The sequence below is a fragment of the Tsuneonella troitsensis genome, from assembly GCF_001441535.1.
In the GTDB taxonomy this organism is placed as follows: Bacteria; Pseudomonadota; Alphaproteobacteria; order Sphingomonadales; family Sphingomonadaceae; genus Tsuneonella; species Tsuneonella troitsensis.
Genome location: NZ_LMAU01000002.1, coordinates 376838 through 395644 on the forward strand (window position 1 = coordinate 376838; position 18807 = coordinate 395644).

14 protein-coding genes and 1 tRNA gene are annotated in these 18807 nt (G+C 65.5%); 4 read left to right on the plus strand and 11 right to left on the minus strand.

What is annotated here, in order from left to right:
• The first annotated feature begins 61 nt into the window (after positions 1-61).
• The gene (locus AR323_RS05420) at positions 62-850 is read left to right on the plus strand and encodes an NAD kinase (RefSeq protein WP_083495253.1); all 789 of its coding nucleotides are present in this window, start codon (positions 62-64) and stop codon (positions 848-850) included.
• 54 nt (positions 851-904) lie between these two features.
• Positions 905-979 (plus strand) — tRNA-Asn (locus tag AR323_RS05425).
• 10 nt (positions 980-989) lie between these two features.
• On the opposite strand, the gene AR323_RS05430 is transcribed toward AR323_RS05425, so the two are convergent.
• From AR323_RS05430 to AR323_RS05445, 4 genes are all read right to left on the minus strand, one after another.
• The gene (locus AR323_RS05430; RefSeq protein ID WP_123321820.1) at positions 990-1727 is read right to left on the minus strand and encodes a sulfite exporter TauE/SafE family protein; all 738 of its coding nucleotides are present in this window, start codon (positions 1725-1727) and stop codon (positions 990-992) included.
• 26 nt (positions 1728-1753) lie between these two features.
• Complete coding sequence (gene secA / locus AR323_RS05435) at positions 1754-4528, minus strand: preprotein translocase subunit SecA (RefSeq protein WP_057882929.1); 2775 nt, start codon at positions 4526-4528, stop codon at positions 1754-1756.
• A gap of 93 nt (positions 4529-4621) precedes the next feature.
• Positions 4622-4897, minus strand: coding sequence for a hypothetical protein (locus AR323_RS05440; RefSeq protein WP_057882930.1), 276 nt, complete (start codon positions 4895-4897; stop codon positions 4622-4624).
• 61 nt (positions 4898-4958) lie between these two features.
• Entirely contained in the window at positions 4959-5420 is a 462-nt protein-coding gene (locus AR323_RS05445) for an energy transducer TonB (RefSeq protein WP_057882931.1), read from the minus strand.
• Between the two features lie 121 nt (positions 5421-5541).
• On the opposite strand from AR323_RS05445, the gene argJ reads away from it, so the two are divergent.
• A complete protein-coding gene (gene argJ, locus AR323_RS05450) occupies positions 5542-6762 on the plus strand; it encodes a bifunctional glutamate N-acetyltransferase/amino-acid acetyltransferase ArgJ (RefSeq protein ID WP_057882932.1) in 1221 nt (406 codons plus the stop codon).
• Between the two features lie 22 nt (positions 6763-6784).
• Entirely contained in the window at positions 6785-7561 is a 777-nt protein-coding gene (locus AR323_RS05455) for an inositol monophosphatase family protein (RefSeq protein WP_057883188.1), read from the plus strand.
• Here the strand turns inward: AR323_RS05455 and trxA are convergent.
• Genes trxA through AR323_RS05490 form a run of 7 tightly spaced genes read right to left on the minus strand, consistent with a single transcriptional unit; the run spans position 7558 to position 18790 of the window.
• The gene (trxA, locus tag AR323_RS05460) at positions 7558-7878 is read right to left on the minus strand and encodes a thioredoxin (RefSeq protein ID WP_057882933.1); all 321 of its coding nucleotides are present in this window, start codon (positions 7876-7878) and stop codon (positions 7558-7560) included. The two genes, AR323_RS05455 and trxA, sit on opposite strands and share 4 nt — an antisense overlap.
• A gap of 44 nt (positions 7879-7922) precedes the next feature.
• Entirely contained in the window at positions 7923-11381 is a 3459-nt protein-coding gene (addA, locus tag AR323_RS05465) for a double-strand break repair helicase AddA (RefSeq protein ID WP_057882934.1), read from the minus strand.
• Positions 11378-14317, minus strand: coding sequence for a double-strand break repair protein AddB (addB, locus tag AR323_RS05470; RefSeq protein ID WP_057882935.1), 2940 nt, complete (start codon positions 14315-14317; stop codon positions 11378-11380). The genes addA and addB overlap by 4 nt, the downstream gene beginning before the upstream one ends.
• Positions 14318-14326: 9 nt before the next feature.
• Positions 14327-15049, minus strand: a complete 723-nt coding sequence (locus AR323_RS05475; protein ID WP_057882936.1) for a nucleotidyltransferase family protein — start codon at positions 15047-15049, stop codon at positions 14327-14329.
• Positions 15046-16020, minus strand: coding sequence for an aminoglycoside phosphotransferase family protein (locus tag AR323_RS05480; protein WP_057882937.1), 975 nt, complete (start codon positions 16018-16020; stop codon positions 15046-15048). The genes AR323_RS05475 and AR323_RS05480 overlap by 4 nt, the downstream gene beginning before the upstream one ends.
• Positions 16017-16454: a tRNA (adenosine(37)-N6)-threonylcarbamoyltransferase complex ATPase subunit type 1 TsaE gene (tsaE, locus tag AR323_RS05485; RefSeq protein ID WP_057882938.1), complete on the minus strand. Its 438-nt coding sequence runs from the start codon at positions 16452-16454 to the stop codon at positions 16017-16019. Before tsaE ends, AR323_RS05480 begins: the two co-directional genes overlap by 4 nt.
• Entirely contained in the window at positions 16451-18790 is a 2340-nt protein-coding gene (locus AR323_RS05490) for a PAS domain-containing sensor histidine kinase (RefSeq protein WP_057882939.1), read from the minus strand. The genes tsaE and AR323_RS05490 overlap by 4 nt, the downstream gene beginning before the upstream one ends.
• Positions 18791-18807 lie beyond the last annotated feature (17 nt).

Consider the following 18807-nt stretch of genomic DNA (forward strand, 5'->3'; position numbering starts at 1 on the left):
TTGCCAAATGGGACAGCGCCAACTAGCGTCGACCCCGGCCGACGTGCGGCGGGAGACTTGAGTGACCGTGGAATTCGACGGGAAGCGGCTGGCCCTCGTCGCCTCGCCTACCGACCGCGCGGAGGAAGCCGCGGAGGAACTGCGCGGCAGTATCGACTTCGTCGATATGGCCGATGCCCAGGCTGTCATCGTTCTGGGCGGGGACGGCTTCATGCTCCACACGCTGCACCAGATGCTCGACGAGGAGCGGGTCATTCCGGCGTACGGTGTCAACTGCGGCACCGTGGGTTTCCTGATGAATCGCTATCGCGGTCCGGCGAAGCTGCTCGATCGGCTGGGCAAATCGCGCCGGTTCGACATCGCCCCGTTACGGATGGAGGCGATCGGTCAGGACGGATCGCGTCACGTCGCGTGTGCGATCAACGAGGTTTCGCTGCTGCGCGAAACGCGGCAGACCGCCAAGATCGAAATCTCGCTCGACGGCAAGGTCCGCCTGAAGGAACTGGTCTGCGACGGCGTGCTGGTGGCGACTCCGGCCGGCTCCACCGCCTACAACCTGTCCGCCAACGGCCCGATCCTGCCGCTCGATTCGCAGCTTCTCGCGCTGACGCCGATCAGCCCGTTTCGCCCGCGCCGCTGGTCGGGCGCGGTCCTGCCAGAACGCAGCCGGATCACCTTGAAGGTCAACGAACCGGCGAAGCGTCCGGTCTCGGCCGTCGCCGATCAGAAGGAGTTCCGCGACATTGCCGAAGTCCACCTTGAAATCGCTCGGGAAAACCAGCTCACCCTGCTGTTCGATCCCGGCCACGCGCTCGACGAGCGCATCGTAGCGGAGCAATTCGCCGTATAGGGTTGCCAAGCCGCAGGCGCCCACATATAGGCGCGCTCCTGCCGATCTGGCTGCTCCCCGATAGCTCAGCGGTAGAGTAGGTGACTGTTAATCACTTGGTCGTTGGTTCGAATCCAACTCGGGGAGCCACTTTTCAGCCTTAGCCCAGCAATAGCCGCGCGCCGACCCAGATGGTCAGCGCCGCGGTGAGCCAGCGGATGAGCTTCTGCGGCAGGACTTTCACAGCGAGCAGGCTGCCGATCTGGCCGCCGATGGCGACCGCGATCAGCAGCGGCAGTCCGAAAGCGAACGCCGCGCCGACAATGTCGGGCCCGCTTTTCAGCAGTTGCCCGGCAAGACCGAACATTGAGTTGACGAGGATGAAGAAGGCTGCGGTTGCCGCGACCTCACGAGCGCCGTTCCAGCGCGTGAGGTGGAGGAACGGAGCGAGGAAAATCCCCCCGCCGATCCCGACCAATCCTGCGAGGTAGCCGATCGGTGCAGCGAGCCAGGGCATCCAGCGTGCGGCGCGAGAGGGGCGCCCCTCCGACCCGGATGGCACCGGGACGAGTAGCGTAAGACCGGCCAACACGAGGCTGGCGCCCAGCAGGGCGAGGAAAGCCGCTTCGCTGATCGGGGTGAGACCACCAAGGAAAGCCGCTGGAGCCGCGACACCCGTCAGCAGCAGGGCGCCACGCCAAGGCGTGATGGCCGCTCGCGCGAACCGCACCGTGCTGCCCGCGACCACGACCACATTGCAAAGCAGCGACACCACCGGGAGGAGCCGATAGTCGACCCCCACCAGCGCCAGCAATGCACTGTAAGTCGATCCGCCGCCGAACCCCACCGCCGCGTAGAGCAGCGCGGTCAGCGCGAATGCGACGGCGAGCAGGGGCACGATGCCTCAGGCTCGCCGGGCCGGGATCAGGCGACCGCCGAGCCTGCCGGCTTGGAACCCACCGCGCCGTGACAGTGCTTGTACTTGTTGCCCGACCCGCAGGGGCACGGAGCATTGCGGCTGATATCCTGGTCCGCCCACGGATTATCGGCGATCCCGCCCGGGCTTGCAGCGGCCATGGCCGAACCTGCGAGCGACCCGAACAGCGCCTCCCGGTTGCGCGATCCATCGCCATCGTCCGAGTTTTCGAAGCCGGTCAGCGGATCGATGTGGCCGGTCAGGAAGTCCGGCAGATCGGGCAGCGAGAGCGGCTGGGTCTGCGGAGCGAACTGGAACTGGGCCTTGAGCAGGATCCCCGTCACATCTTCGCGCAGCGTCTCGAGCATCCGCTCGAACAGCACGAATGCCTCGCGCTTGTATTCGTTGATCGGCTGCTTCTGCGCATAGGCCCGCAGGAAGATGACCTGCCGCAGCGCGTCGAGCGTGGCGAGGTGTTCCTTCCAGTGGTGGTCGAGCCGTTCGATGAGTATCTGCTTTTCCAGCCTCTTCCACATCGCCGGGTCGGTCTCGGCGATCTTCTTCTCCATCAGTTCGTCGGTCATCGCCGCGATGCGCTGTTCCAGCATCTCGGGATCGACTTCGTCTTCCTGGAGCCAGGAATCGATCGGCGGCTCGAGACCCAGAACGTCGGTCAGCCGCTGCTTGAGGCCCGCGACGTCCCACTGCTCGGGATATGTTTCGGGCGGGCACGCCTCGCCGACGATATTGTTGACCGTGTCGTGGCGCATGTCGACGACCACGTCGTCGACCGCCTCGCTGTCCATGATCTCCGCGCGCTGCTCGTAGATCACCTTGCGCTGGTCGTTCATCACGTCGTCGTATTCGACGACCTGTTTGCGGATGTCGTAGTTGCGCGCCTCGACCTTCTTCTGCGCGGTCTCGATCGCCTTCGACAGCCACTTGCTGCCGATCGCCTCGCCATCGGCGAGGTTGGAATTCATCATCCGGGAGAACAGGGTGTCCGGCCCGAAGATCCGCAGCAGATCGTCCTCTAGGCAGAGGTAAAACCGGCTCAATCCCGGGTCGCCCTGACGACCGGCACGGCCGCGCAACTGGTTGTCGATGCGGCGGCTCTCGTGCCGCTCTGTGCCCAGTACGAACAGACCGCCGGCTTCAAGCACCTGTTGCCGTTCGGCCGCGACCTCGTCCCGGATCCGCTGGATCGCCGCTTCGCGCTCCGGCCCCTCGGGCACATCCTTGAGTTCGTCCTCGATCCGGAATTCTGCGTTACCGCCGAGCTGGATGTCGGTGCCGCGCCCGGCCATGTTGGTGGCGATCGTCACCGCGCCCATGCGGCCCGCCTGTGCGACGATGTGCGCCTCCATCTCGTGGAAGCGGGCGTTGAGGACGGAGTGCTTCACCCCCTCCTTCTCGAGGAAGGTGCTCAGCAGTTCCGACTTCTCGATCGAGACGGTGCCGACCAGCACGGGCTGGCCGATCTGGCTCTTCTCGGCGATGGCCTTGGCGATCGCCTGGAACTTGTCGTTCGTGTTCTTGTAGAACTCGTCCTCCTCGTCGATCCGCGCGACGGGAACGTTGGTCGGAATCTCGACCACGTTCATCTTGTAGATGTCCCAGAACTCGGCCGCCTCGGTCGCGGCGGTGCCGGTCATGCCGGAGAGCTTGGGATACATGCGGAAATAGTTCTGGAAGGTGATCGAGGCCATCGTCTGGTTCTCGGGCTCGATCTTCACGCCCTCCTTGGCCTCGACCGCCTGGTGCAGGCCGTTCGACCAGCGCCGACCGTCCATCATGCGGCCCGTGAACTCGTCGATGATGACGACCTTTTCGTCTTTCACGATGTAGTCGATGTCCCGCTTGAACATCTTGTTCGCGCGCAGTGCCTGGTCGAGGTGGTGGACCACCTGCGTGTTCTCGACGTCGTAGAGGTTGTCGGTGACCAGCAGGCCGGTGTTCGCGAGCAGGGCCTCGATCTTCTCGGCCCCTTCCTCGGTCCAGCTGATGTTCTTCGTCTTCTCGTCGGCGTCGTAATAGCTCTCGTCGATGTCCTTCACGATAGCGTCGATCGTGACGTAGAGATCGGTCTTGTCCTCCGTCGGACCCGATATGATCAGCGGCGTGCGTGCCTCGTCGATCAGGATCGAATCCACCTCGTCGACGATCGCGAAATTGAAGGGGCGCTGCACCATCTGGCTGCGTTCGTGCTTCATGTTGTCGCGCAGATAATCGAACCCGAACTCGTTGTTCGTGCCGTACGTCACGTCGCTGGCGTAGGCTTCGCGTCGCTCGAACTCGCCCATGTTGGGGACGATGACGCCCACGGTCAGGCCCAGGAACTTGTGGATGCGGCCCATCCACTCGGAGTCGCGGCGAGCGAGGTAATCGTTGACCGTAACGACGTGGACACCCTTGCCCTCGATCGCGTTGAGATACGTCGCGAGAGTGGCGACCAGCGTCTTGCCTTCGCCCGTGCGCATCTCGGCGATCTCGCCGCGGTGGAGGACCATGCCGCCCACCATCTGCACGTCGAAGTGCCGCATGCCCAGAACGCGAACCGACGCCTCGCGCACGGTCGCGAATGCTTCCGGCAGGATGTCGTCCAGTGTCTTGCCGCTTTCGAGCTGCTCGCGGAACTTGGCGGTCTGCGCGGCCAGTTCGGCATCGGAGAGCGCCTGAATCTGCGGTTCGAGCGCGTTCACCTGGCGGACGATCTTTTCGAGCGACTTGACGTAACGGTCGTTCGAAGACCCGAAAAGGGCCTTGGCTATGTTCTGGATCATGGATGCCCCTGGGGCTGGAGTGTCATATAAGTCCGGCCGCCCGAGCAAAGTGCTCCGGACGGCGAACGTGGATCGTATGGAATGGTCGGCGCGCTATTCGAGCGCGCGGTCGGGACCGAACTGGATCGTCGGAATGACGACGATCACGCGCTTGCGTTGACGGCACGAGGGCTGGCTGGAGACCCGCGATCGCAGGTTCGCACGCTCTTTCTGTACGATCTCGCACGATGCGGCGGTAGGCGCCTGCTGGGTCTGCGCACCCTCGACCACCGACTGCGACATCACCGCAATCATGCGCGCCTGCGCCGGCGTGGCGACGGACGCCAGACCGGTAAGGATCGCAAGACAGGCGAGGAAGCGACGCAACATGATGCCGCTAGATAATCCTTTGGGCGTCGTTCGTCCAGTGACGGCACACCGCACTGCTACCCTAGTCCACAATCTCCCAGCGCACTGAGCTGTTGAAGGTGCCAGCCACCGGTTGCCCGTCCGCATCGAGCGCAGGGTGGAACCGAGCCCGCGTTCTGAGCGCCGCACAAGCGCGGTCATCGAACTGGCGTAGACCGCTTGATTCGGTAATCCGGCATTCGGCGACTTCGCCGAACGGATCGATAGCGAGGGTAAATCGCACCAAGCCTTCCTTCTCGCCGCGAAGGGCGCTCGCGGGGTAGTCCGCGGTTCCAAGCCAGTTTCCGGGATTTCCGATCGGTCTGGCAGGCCGAGAAGTCCCGGGCTCGAATGGCACTGCGGCCACTTGGCGCACATCCTGCCTATCTAGCGGCTCCAGAGCATCGGTGGGCCCTGCTATCTTGACCATGACATCTGCCCAAATCATCAAAGAAATGAGGCCGATAACGGACAACCACATGATGAGCTTATAGCGAGCCGGCACTATCCCTGACTGCCCGAGAAAGGCTGGTGTCGCAAGGGCGTCGGGCGAGAACGCTTACAGGTCTTCGGCAAGCGTGACGCCCCCACTTGCCGATAAGACAACACTGGCTAGAGGGGAATCCATGGACACCTCTCCCCTCGCCCTTCCCTTTCCGAGCGCCCCGATGGTGGCCGGGGTGACTCCGCGCGTCGCTCGCGCAGGGTACAAGGACTGGGGTCGCTGCGACCTCACCTTTGTCGAATTGGCAGAAGGCACCAGCGTAGCTGGTGTGTTCACGCGGAACGTCTGCTGCTCCACCGAGGTGGAGCTCGGCCGCGAGCAGGTCGTGCTCGGCCGCGCGCGGGCACTGGTCGTCAACGCGGGCAATTCGAACGCATTCACCGGCTATCGGGGACGCGAGGCGGTCGAGGCGATCATGGGCCAGGTCGCCGCACATCTGGGCTGCGAGCCGAGCGACGTATTCGTGTCGTCCACCGGGGTGATCGGCGTTCCCCTGCCCAAGGACAAGGCGCGCGCGGGGCTCGACGCGGTGTTCGTGGCACCTGAATGTTCGTGGGAGGAAGCCGCCGCAACCATCGGTACCACCGACACATTCTCGAAGGGTGCGGTGGCGACAGCCATGATCGGCGATACCAAGGTGACGCTTGTCGGCATCGTCAAGGGAAGCGGAATGATCGCGCCCGACATGGCGACGATGCTCGGCTACGTCTTCACCGACGCCGCCGTCGATCCGGCCTTCCTGCAGCGCCTGCTTAGTGCGGCAAGCGACGACACCTTCAATTGCATCACCGTGGATGGCGACACCTCGACCAGCGACACGGTTCTCGCCTTCGCGACGGGCAACGCCCGCAATGCGCCGCTCGCGTCGTTCGACGATCTCGGCGCGGACGCTTTTGCCGCTGCATTGCACGATGTCTGCCGTCAGTTGGCCCAGCTCGTCGTGCGCGACGGCGAAGGTGCGCAGAAATTCATCGAGATTGCGGTGACGGGGGCGAAAAGCGACGAAAGTGCGCGCCGGATCGGTCTTGCCGTCGCCAATTCGCCTTTGGTCAAGACAGCCATCGCGGGCGAGGATGCCAACTGGGGCCGCGTTGTTATGGCGGTGGGCAAGGCGGGTGAGCCAGCCGACCGCGACACTCTTTCGATCGGTTTCGGCGGTACATGGGCAGCGCGGGACGGACAGCCTCTCGCCGATTACGACGAGGCGCCGGTCGCTACGCACCTCAAGGGACGCGAGGTCCGGATCGAAATCGACCTGGGGATCGGTGACGGCCGGGCGACCGTCTGGACCTGCGACCTGACACACGGTTACATCTCGATCAACGCCGACTACCGTTCCTGACGTGAGCGCGCTCGACGACGAGATGCTGGCGTTGATGCGCTTCGTGTCCGAGCGCACGATCATGCCGCGCTGGCGCAATCTCGCGACGGAAGACGTGATCGAGAAGTCCCAGAACGAGCTCGTCACCATCGCCGATCGCGAGGCTGAGGAATTCCTGGCGGAGGCGCTGGCCAAGCTGGCTCCGGACGTGCCGATCGTCGGCGAGGAAGCGGCGCACGCGGATTCGTCCGTGCTCGATCGCCTCTCCGGTCCCTGCTGGATCGTCGACCCGATCGACGGCACACATAACTACGCGCACGGACGCACGCCCTTCGGCATCATGGTTGCGCTGGCCGACGGCGGGGAAGCGATCGCAGGCTGGATTTACGATCCCGTAAAGGACCGGTTCTGCCATGCCCGACGCGGTGAAGGCGCGTTCGTGAACGGGGGGCGGATTGTGGCGCGCCCTACCGGCAGCGAGCCACCCGTCGCAGCAATTTCGGTCATTTTCCTCGACGAGGCGCGCCGGGAGTCGGTGAACAGCCATGTCGCACCGCATTATCGCGTCGTCGAAACGCCGCGTTGTGCCGCCGAACAGTATCCGCGCCTCGTGCTCGGCGAAAACGACGTATCGTTCTTCGAACGCACGCTGGCGTGGGATCACGCCGCGGGGGTGCTCTTCCTCAACGAAGCAGGCGGCAAGGTGTGCCGACCGGACGGCTCAGCGTACCGTGTCGACGAAATCGAGCGGACCGGAATGATCGGCGCCGCAAGCCCGTCGTTGTGGGACGGGCTCGCGGCGCTGTACGCTAAGCTTTAAAGTTCGCCTTCGAGCCAGCCCTTCAGCTGGCTCTTGGGAGCGGCCCCTAGCTTCTGTGCCACGGGCTTGCCGTTCTTGAACAGCACCATCAGGGGGATCGACTGGACGCCGATCTCGCCCGGGACGCCAGTATTCTCCATGATGTCCATCTTGGCGATGGTCACCTTGTCGGCCAGTTCGTCGGCGATTTCCTCGAGCGCGGGGCCGATCATCTTGCACGGTCCGCACCATTCGGCCCAGAAATCGACGAGCACGGGCTTGTCGCTGTCTAGCACGTCGGATTTGAAGCTGGCGTCGGTAACGGCGATGGTCGGCATGGGGTATCTCCTGTTTCGGGCATCAATCTAGGTACTCGCGCCGTTCACTCAACGGGCGCGGGCGGAAAGCTTTCCGATTTTCCCGACAAGAGCGCCTTGCGATCGTCCAGCATGGCGGACGGCACCTCTATCAGCCGCGGAACCTGCGTATAGAGCAGCGCAGCGCGCACTTCCCGTCCCGGATAGATCGCGCCGATTGCCGCTCCGTAGGCCGCCATCTGCCGCAAAGTAGCTTCGGAGACCTCCGCCAACGAGGCAGGTGGGCGACGCGCGGTCTTGAAATCGACCACGGTAATCCGGTGCGGTTCGACCAGCAGGCGGTCGGCGGTGCCGGCGATGACCTGACCACCGACCGTGGCCGCCAGAGGCACCTCGGCCAGCGCGCCGGGAGCAAAGACATGGGCAAAATCCGGTTCATCGAGCACGGCGATCGCGCTCGCAGCCATCTCCTCGCGGTCGGCCTCGTCCAGATCGGGTGCCTGGCGGGCGAGCCACCTGCGCGCCGCATCCGATCGTTCCTGTGCGGGTACATCGGGCAGGCGCTCGAGAAGGCGGTGGACGATTACGCCCCTGCGGGCGGCGATCCGGATCGCGTCAGGCGGAAGTGGCGGATCGCTGCCCCGTTCGGCACCGGCGGCCGAGGGCGCGAGCGGACGCGGGGGTCGCGGCTCCGGGCCGACCGGTGACGTCGCCCATCGAGGAAGCGGGATGCCGATATCGTCTTGGGAGGGAGTGGCTTCGAAAACCACTGGCCGTAGCGACCCCCATTCCTTGCGCATCCCCCAGATCGGATCGTCAAGCGCTTCGCCATCCATCAACGCTGCAAGGCGTGCGTACCACGAGTCGGCGGCCGGTTCGGTCTCTCGCTTGCCCAGGGCGCCGCCGATGAACAAAGCCTCTTCGGCACGCGTCATCGCGACGTAAAGCAGGCGCCAGTGCTCCTCACGCTCCGCGGCCTTGGCGGCAGCCTCCGCCTCCAGGACCGGGCCGGCGCGCTCTTCCTTGCGCAATGCAGGCAGCGGAACCTTGAATGCGCTCCCGCCCGGCAAACTCTCCGTCAGGGAAATGCCGCGGACGCGCGACGTGTCGGGGTTTCCCGCGGCGTCGGCCAAGATGACGATCGGCGCCTGCAGGCCCTTCGATCCGTGCACGGTCATGACCCTGACCAGGCCGCCCCCGCCCTCGCTTTCGCGCTTCAATTCGCCGTCGCCGCTATCGAACCAAGCGATGAAACCCGCAAGACTGGCCGTCGAAGTCGACGCGTAGGCGGACGCCGCGTTCAGAAGCTCGTCGACCGGATCGTTAACCTCCGGCCCGAGCCGGCTGACGAGTCCTTTCCGACCCTGCCAAGGCCCGACCAGAATCCAGCGCAACATGGCCTGGGGGGGGTCGTAATCCGCGATGCGCAACAGGTCTCTCAGCTTGTCGGCCGTGGCTTGCTGAAGCGGGGCCGTGCCGCTGCGGATATGATCCCAAAGCCGCTTTTGCCCGCGAAACCCATGCTGAAGCAGATCATCCTGCGTCCAACCCATCAATGGGCTGACGAGCAGGTTCGCCAGGCTCAGGTCGTCGAGCGGCTGGGCGGCAAAGCGCAACGCGGCCATCAGGTCCTTCACACCCAGCGGCGCGCCGAGGCGCAAGCGGTCGACGCCCGCCACGGGCACACCGGCTGCGTGCAAACGCGCAACGATGAGTCCCGCAAGCTCGCGACGCTTGCGGACGAGTATCATGATATCGCCGGGCAAGGCGTTGCGGCCGCCATCCTTTTCGAGCGGGAACCCACGTTTCAACCATGCCGCAACCTGGTCGGCGATCCGATTGGCCATCGCGCGCTCCGGCTCGGACAGCCAATCCTCCGGCCCCTCGTCGTCCTCGTCGTCACCGCGCGCGCTGATGGGCCGCCACAAGGTGACGAGGCCGGGACGGTCGTAACCCACATGCCGTTCGACGATTTCGCCCGCCCCGATGCCGAACGCCTCTTGCCCGATCGCAGAGATCGCGGCGTCGACGAAATTGAGCACCGGCTGCGACGTGCGGTAGGACCGGCCCAGTCCGAGCGGGAGCAATGGCTCGACCGATGGTTCTCCTCTGGCGAGCGAATCGATGAGATCTGCGTAATATTGCCGAGCCGCCGCGAAGTTCTTCGGGCTGGTCCCCTGAAACCCGAAGATCGCCTGCTTGTAATCGCCCACGACGAACAGCGTGCGCTGAACCCCTTCGCGCTGACCCTCGCCTGAGAAGAAGTCGTCCGTGATCGCGCGCACGATATCCCACTGCGCACGATTGGTATCCTGCGCTTCGTCGACGAGGACGTGATCGAACCGGCGGTCGAGCTTGTATCGGATCCAGTCCGATATGTCCGATCGCGAAAGGAGCGCCGCAGCGCGCCGGATCTGGTCGTCGAAGTCGATCAGCCCTTCGCGCGTCTTCGCCTCCTCCCACGCAAGCGCGAATTTCCTCCCGATTTCGAGTGCGGGCGCGATGAGCGCAGCTAGCGCGAGTAGCGCCCGCCGTTCGCGCAATCGCCCGAGCGACTCTGCCACCGCAATAGCGTGGATGGCGTAATCGGGATCGTGCTTCTCGAGGCTGGCGAGCGACCGCGGATCGCCCTTCTGTGTGAACAGCGCAGCCTCCAAAGGAACGGCAGCCGACACCCGCCCCATTCCGCTCGCGCCGAGAAAGTCCGCGATCGCGTCGAGCGACTTCAGCGCTGTTGCCGTGCCCCAACTGGCGTTCGCAATGCGCACGCTTTCCAGAGCAGCGCAGTCAAAGACCCCGTCCGCACATAATTCGGCCAGGCTGTCTTCGTCCGCGTCGGCGGGGAGGCCGAGGAGCCCAAGTACGCGGTCGCGCATCGGCGGCTGCCAGCTTCCCGGGCCGAACCACAGATCGCGTGCCTCCGCGCAGCGCATCAGCCATCCCGGAACCTCGGACGGGCCCATCCGCTCGCTGAGCATCTCGAGCGGACGAAGGACGGCTGCGTCCCCAAGCTGTTCGGCCTCCGCAACCATCGCTGCCAGCACTTTGTGAGCCAGCACTTCGCGATCCCGATCTTCCATCGGGCGGGTACCGGGCACAAGGTCGGCCTCATCGGGAAACGCCGCCAGCAGCCACTGCGAGAACGCATGGATGGTATCGATCCTGAGCCCACCCCCCGGACAGTCGAGCACGCTGGCGAACAGTGTGCGCGCCCGGTCGATCGTGTCGCGATCCGCCGGCGCACCGATGGCGATCAGCTCGCGCGCTAGCTTCGTTTCCTCCAGCCTGACCCACCGCGCGAGGACGGAGTTGACCCGCTCGGCCATTTCCGCCGCGCCCGCCTTGGTGAACGTCAGGCACAGGATCTGCCCCGGTACGACATTGGGCCTCAGCAGCAGCCGCAGGACCCGTGCCGAAAGGACCTGCGTCTTGCCCGTCCCGGCCGACGCGGAAAGCCAGACGCTGCGGCTTGGGACCACGGCACTTGCCTGATCCGGGGTGAGCGGAAAAACCTTACCGCTCATGACGGATCGTCCTCGCGCCGGACCCACTCGTCGAGCCGCATGAGCTGGTCGTAGGTGGCGTAACCGGGGGCATCCGGATTGAGCCGCGCCTTGAAAGGCTCATCGCCGAGAATCCACGAGTCGAGCGCCTCGTCCAGCCATTCCCGCGTGCGCGGGATGAACTCCTCGATCGACAGCCCCTTCTGCCGCGAATTCGTCACGTACGGATGCGCGACATAGCCGAATCCGTCGCCATGCCTGGCGAGCGACCAGTATTCGAAGGCGCTTGCAGTACCCCGAACCGATCCGAATGCGCCGCCTTCGAGCATCAAGCCCAGGGTGCCGAGCTGCAAGGCGTATCCGGCGGCGACCTGGCTGCGACCCGGCGGCTTGCCGGTCTTGTAGTCGACCACCGCGAACGTCCCGTCGGGCAATTCGTCGAGGCGGTCGATCCGCCCCTTGAGCGTGACCCCGCGCCGGACCATTTCGCCCATCGCTTCGACAAGAGCGGTCTTTCTTTCCGGTTCTTCGGCGATCGTTTCAGCGACCCATTCCAGCGCCTTGAGCAATCGCGGCCGCCACAACGCACGGGTAAGCGGATGGGGATTCATGTCCGCCAGCTTTTCGGTCGCTATGTCCGACAGGGGGCGTCCAGACTTGTGCCATTCCTCCAGGATCGCGTGGGCAAGCTCTCCCTGCCATGCCGGGCTGGGATCAGCGTCGAGGCCGTCGAGCTCTTGCAGACGAAGAATGCTGGAAGCGTAGAATTGATAGGGATCGGCCCGCAGTCGGTCGAGTCCGGTCACCGACAATGCGACCTTGCGTTGCTCTGCGTTTGGCCTGGGTTCGGGCCGCGGATAGGGTTCGGAAGGGGCAGTGCGATCCAGCGAGGCGGCAAACTTGGGCGCCGCCTCCTCCCTGTGGGCCGCGCCCAGCTCTCCCAGCAAGGCCTGCACCCTCAGCAGGAAGCGCGACGCGATGGCGGGTCCGCGTTCGTCGCGGCGGGAACGGCTGAGCACGACCTCGGGCGCACCCAGCACCGCCGCAAGATCGTGCGCCGAGAGACCTATCCGGAAATCCGCGCCCGGTACGCCTAACGCGCGCAAGACCGCGGGGGCGAGCAAGGGATCGGTCGCCGGGCGCGCGGGCCAGGTACCTTCGTTGAGCCCGGCTGCGATCACCAGGTCGGCCCGCGCCATGCGCGATTCGATCAGGCCGTAGATCGCCACGCGCGGGTGGCCGCCATAGGAGGGCCGCACTGCGATCGGCTCCATCGCATCGCGCAGAACCGCATGGAGGTCTTCTGCGTCCAGTACGGTGCCGACATCGCGTGCGTGAAAGCGCAGGTCTTCGACGAACGCAGCCAGTGCGCGCCCGTCCTCGCGGCTCCACACCTCCTGACCTGCAAGCGCTTCTCCAGCAAGAGACAGTCGGTCGAGCCAATCGGCGAGTGGCAGCAGGTCCTGGCCCACTAACGGTTCGAGAATATCCGCCGCGTCGCGCCACCAGTCCGATACCCGCGCGCGTGCCGCAATTGCGCCCAGTGGCGCCAGCCCGGGGGCTGGCCGCGGACCGCGAAGTTCCTTTTCGAAAGTCCGAAGGCCGCCGAGCCAACTTGCTCGATCCTCGCCCGCGCGCACCAGCGGATTTCCGAGCGCGGCGACCAGCGGCACCGGTGCCGCCGTCTCTCCCGCAAGCTCGGCAAGCTGCAGGAAGAACCGGCCGGCGGTCGTTTCGGAGAGCGGCCGACCGGCGGTATCGTCGGCCGCAAGGTTCCATCGTGCAAGATGCTGCACGACACGTTGGGCCAAGCCGCGATCTGGCGTGACCAGCGCCACCCGCTTCTCGGGAACCTCCACAGCCTCGCGAATGAGCAAGGCAATCGCCTGGGCTTCCGCTTCGAGGTTCGCACTTTGCATGATGCGCACGCCCGACAGGCGCCGCTTGTCGGCAGGAAGATCGACCCACGCCCGGCTTGCTCGCGGCGGAAGAAACAGCGAGGAAATCGCGTGGCTGCGCTCCGGCGGGCCCTTGCCTATCCCAGCGCGGTGCCACTGCTGCACCTCGGCACGGTTTACACCCATCCGGTTGAGCAGCAGCTTGAGATGGTATTGCGGATGCGTCACCGCATCGCCCGCCCCGAAAGGTGGATCGCCCGGATTTTCGCCCGCACCCGCTGCGCCGAGTTCGTCCCAGACATCGTCTGCCATCGACAGGTCGAGATCCGGCAGGACGACCGCTCCACCCGGAAGCTGACTCACCACCTTGAGGAGATCCGCCAATGCCGGGGCCGCCGAAGTAACCCCCGCTGCCACGATCGGTGTGGATGGTGGATCGGCTTCCCACCGGCGGGCAGCATGTTCGAACAGGCGGTTGCGCCGCGCAGACGCGTCGAGCAGGCCCGCGGCATTGAGTTCCGCAAGCCAGCGCTGCTGGACTCGTGCAAAGCGCTGTAGCGCGGCGCGCCAATGCTCCGCCATGTCCCCGACCAGATCGAGTACGCGATCCTTCAGCAATTCCTCCGGGCCGATGTCTTCCACCAGCATGCGGTCCATCGTGCGCGCAGTCTCGCGTGCCAGGCGCAGGAGGGCAGGTCCGCGCGGTGCCGTGTCGCCCATCTCCTCTCGCAGAATCTCGGCGAGGCGAAGCCACCGCCGTGTAGGGTCGACGGCCGGAGGAATGTCGGCGTTGCCAAGCGGGTCGAGCAATGCACCCAGCGTCTCGTCGAGATCGAGATCGCCGACGACCGCCATCCGCGGCATGAGCAGGCCGCCATTGCTGACGCGGACAAACGCTTCCTGAAGCGTGCGCGCGGCACGCGTCGATGGGAGAAGCAGCGTCAGCCGGGCAAGTCCGATCTCGGGTTCGGAATAGCGCGGGATCAGTCCCGCAACGAGCGCATCCGCAAAGCCGCGATGTGCGGCGATCGAATAGACCTGCGGTGCGACCCCGCTCATGGGTTGCCCTCACCCACCCGTCAGCGCCTCCTCGGTGGGCTTGATCGCCTGCGGTGTGCCAACTTCGAACCACAATCCGGTGAAGCTCGTGCCGAACAGACGCCCCTGTTGCATCGCCCGCTCCCACAGGGTCATCGTGCCGAAGGGGCCATCGGGCGCATCGCCTAGCAGTCCGTGCGAAACGATCTGGATGCCGGTGTAGATGAACGGCGCGATCCGCCCCGGCTTTCGCCGGCTCAGCCTGCCGACTGCGTCCATGTGGAAGTCGCCAGCCCCGCGAAAGTTCACCGCGCGCGCATGGCTGACGACCAGCAGCAATGCGTCCATTTCGTCCGGGTTCCACCGCGCCGACAGGTCGGCGAACGCGTTTTGCGGTCCGTCGAGCCAGATATTGTCGGAATTCAGGCAGAAAAACGGGTCAGGTAGCAGGTCGGCCCGGTGCGCCTTCACCATGCCCCCGCCCGTTTCGAGCAAAAGGTCGCGTTCGTCGGAGACCGTAACCGACGGTCTATCGCGCAGCGCCAGGTGCGCGATAAGCGGCTCCGACATGTAGTGGACGTTGACCACCGCTTTTGCCACACCCGCCTCTGCGAGGCGGTCCAGAGAATGATCGATCAGGGGCTTTCCGGCGACGCGCACCATCGGCTTGGGTTGGGTCGCGGTCAGTGGGCGCATCCGCTTGCCGAGGCCGGCAGCCATGACCATTGCCGTATCGCTGGCAAGTCCGGTCAAGCGATCGACCCTCCGCCCTGGCGCCTCAGGTCTGCCGGGATGTTGGCATCGAACCAGGCTGCCACCGGCGCCAGCGCCGGATGGGCAAGATCGCGCTCCATCGCCGTCCAGACACGCGGGATCATGTCGAGATAGCGCGGTTTCCGGTCGCGCTTGTGAAGCCGGGCGAAGATACCGACGATTTTCGCATTCCGCTGCGCGCCGAGCCGGGCGTAGTCGGCCTCGAAGTCCTCGCCGGCATCGACTTTCGACTGATATCGGTCGAGCATGGCCCGTTCCAGTTCGATCGAGACGTCGCGCCGCGCGTCCTGCAACAGGCTGACCAGATCGTATGCCGGGTGGCCTACGAGCGCGTCCTGAAAGTCGATCAGCCCCTGCGCCCCTTCTGCCAGCAGCATGATGTTTTCCGCATGATAATCTCGCAGCACGGTAACGCCCGGATTCTGGCGGGACAGCACGGGCGCGAGGACTTCTTTCCAGGCTGCGAAATAGGACGCTTCGTCGACGTCGAGGCCGGCGGCGGGGCAATACCATTCGGTCAGCAGCGCGACCTCGCGCCGATAAGCGTCCATGTCATACGGCGCGAACGGGCCCGGATCGCGCGCATGAAGCTCGGCAAGGGTGTCGATCGCGGTGGCGTAGGCGCCCAGTTCGCCGTCGGGGTTCGCATCGAGCCAGTCGCGCATCCGGTCGTCGCCGAAGTCTTCGAGCAGGACCCAGCCCTCTCCCCGGTCCGCAGCAAATATCTCGGGCGCGCGCAGCTCGTTCGTCATTAACCAGTCTGCGACGTGCAGGAATGGTCCCGGGTCCTCGTGCGGCGGGGGCGCATGCATGAGCATCGCCTTGCGACCGCCATGTTGCACCCTGAAGTAGCGCCTGAACGACGCGTCCCCGGGAATGGGATAGATCGCAGCGCCGGCCCAACCGGATCGCGCGAGAAAGTCGGTCAAGCCATCTGGCAGCGAATTCATGGCATGCGCCCTAGCCAATCCGGACCCGGATCGACAATCGCCAGGCGGCCGTTGCCCATAGTTTCCAACGTGATTCCGAGGCACTGTGTCTCATGCGCGAAGCCGCCTGCGTGGTCCGGCCACTCGGCCAGCAATGCGGCGCCTTCCCGGTAGTCGTCGAGCCCCAGTTCCTCGACCTCGGCGGGGGTCTTCAGGCGGTAGAAATCCGCGTGGACCAATGGGGGGTCGAGAGCGTCGTAGGTTTCGAGGATCGTGAACGTTGGCGACGGAACCTCGCCGCCATGCCCGAGCGCCGCAATGATCGCCCTGGCAAGGGTCGTCTTCCCGGCACCGAGGCCGCCCGTCAGAGCGACTACGTCGCCCGCGCGCAACCGGGCGGCGATACTTGCACCCAGCGCGTCCATCGCGCCGAGATCGGGCAATTCGATCCTCACGGAAGGTGAATCGTCGCGAAGGTCCCCTCGCCCCGGCGCGATACGATCTCCAACGTGCCCCCATGGGCTTCGACCAGCTGTCGGACGAGAGGGATTCCAAGGCCCTGGCGCCGCTCGGGCTTTCCGTCCTTGCCGATCGTCAGCCCTTCGAGCGCCCGGCGGAGTTCGCCCTTGCCCATCCCACGACCGTTGTCCGACACGACGATGCGCACGCCGTCTTTCTTCCGCGACAGGTCGACCAGGATCTTGCCCCCCTCGGGAGTAGCAGCAATCGCATTGTCGAGCAGGTGACCCAGGGCTCGCCCGAGTTGCCGCGGATCGGCATCTACCTTCGAGGTGCCACCACCACGCAAATCGAGGCTCAGACCGGCAGAAACGATCGCGGCCTCGCGCTCGCGCACGATCTGGGTGACGAACGGCAGCAGGTCGAGCTTTTCCTTCGCCAATGGCAAGAGGCCTGCTTCGCTCTGCGACAGGTCGAGCACGTTCTCGACCTGGTCGGTGAGTCGGTGGACAGCCTCAATGATGGCTCCCACGTAGTCCTTCGCCTGCGGACTCAACTCGCCCGCCACGCCTGCTTCCAGCAGTTCGGCAAAGCCGCCGATCGAAGTGAGTGGCACGCGGAATTCGTAGCTCATGTTGGCGAGGAACCGAGTCTTCACCTCGTCGGCCGCTTCGAGCGCCTGCGCGCGCTCGCGCAGGGCATCTTCGGCGTTCTGCGAGTCGCTGATGTCGAGCACGGTAAGCAACCCGTTCCCATCGGGCAGCGGAACGCCGGCGATTTCCAGCGTTCGCCCATCGGCAAGCGACACCCTGCCCCCGGTCTGCGCGCGATCCAGCGTCGCTCCGCGGACTACGTCGCCGATCGCCTTGGCTTGCTTGGGATTGGCAAGCTGGGGCGCGATCGTCTCGACAATCTCGTCCGCGGTGGGATGGCCTTCGAAAGCCTCCTGCTCAAGTCCCCACGCACCGGCGAAGCGCCGGTTCCAGAGCTGCATGTGCCCGTCCGGGGCGAACACGGCGAGAGCTTCGAACAGACTGTCGAACGTGGCAGTTCGGGTCCGCAACAAGGTGTCCCGTGTTGCCGACAGCGCGAGACTTTCGGTACGGTCCTCCGCAATCATCGCAAGCCCGCCGTCGGGCATCGGCTGGGCCACCACGCGCAGGTGCGTGCCGTCGCTGAGAGGCCACGCCTCCTCGATCGCGTCGTCGGCCACGAACCAGTCGGTCCGCTCGCTGCGCCAGGCCGGAAAGTCGCGAACCTCGGGCGTGCGCCCGGCTTCGCGCGACTCGCGAAGCAGCCGCTCGAATTCGATACCTTCGGTGGCTCCCGGCCGCATTGCGAAGATACGCCGAAAGGGTTCGTTCGCGGACAGCAACCGTCGATCCGAACCGAACTGGGCGACGCCCACCGACAGTCGATCGAGCATTTCCCGCTGGGCATCGCGGAAGGCGCGGAACGCGCGCGCCTGCTCCTCCATTTCCTCGATATCGACCGCGTAGCCCGCGACCCCTTCGTCACCCAGCGGCAGGTCGCTTACCCGCAGCGAGCGGCGTTCTCCCTTGATCGTGGCGGCGACGATCCGTTCGACCGGCGACTTCGCCTGCGCGGCCTGAGCAGCGATCTGCGCGGCCGTCAGCCCGTCTACCGGTTCGATTAGTTCGACCTGCGCCTCGACCACCGCCTCCGCACTGTCGCCCCCGACTGCATCGACATAGGCCTTGTTTACGAGCTTCAGCCGGGCGTCGGGACCCCGGAACCACATCGGCAGCGGAGCAGCCTCGATCAGGCCGACCAGCGCGGCGAAATCGCCCTTGGCGCGCGCGGCTTCGGCACGCAGGCGCGACAGTTCGTTCTGGCTTTCGGAAAAATCGAATATCCAAAGTAGCGCTGCACCGCCGGGCGAGACCTGCGGGTCCGCCAGCACGCCGCGCACCGCCAGGCTACGTTGCGAACCGGGCGGGGTGAGCGCCATGCGAAAAGGCGCGGCTGTCTTCTGGGTGCGCGCCACCTGCGCAGTGAGTTCGGCAAGCTGGTCTGCCGATAGGCCCTTGCCGCCCGCCCCCCCGTCGAGTTCGCTGAGATATTGCGGGAGCTTCGGCAGGCCGAGCCAGCCGGCCAGTCGCTCGCTCGCTTCGATCCGTCCGTCGACGCGGACGATCACGGGGATCGCCGGCGATTCATCGATCATCCGCACCATCCGCCGGGCGGCCTTGCGAGTCGCCTCGGCGCGGCGCGCTTTACCGCTGGCGGCGATCATCATCCACGCTGCGCCCGCGACCCAGGCGGCCAGCAGGACGCCGAGGAGCGCGAGCGCGGTAGCGGACAGTTGCATGTGCGGTCAGCTATGCG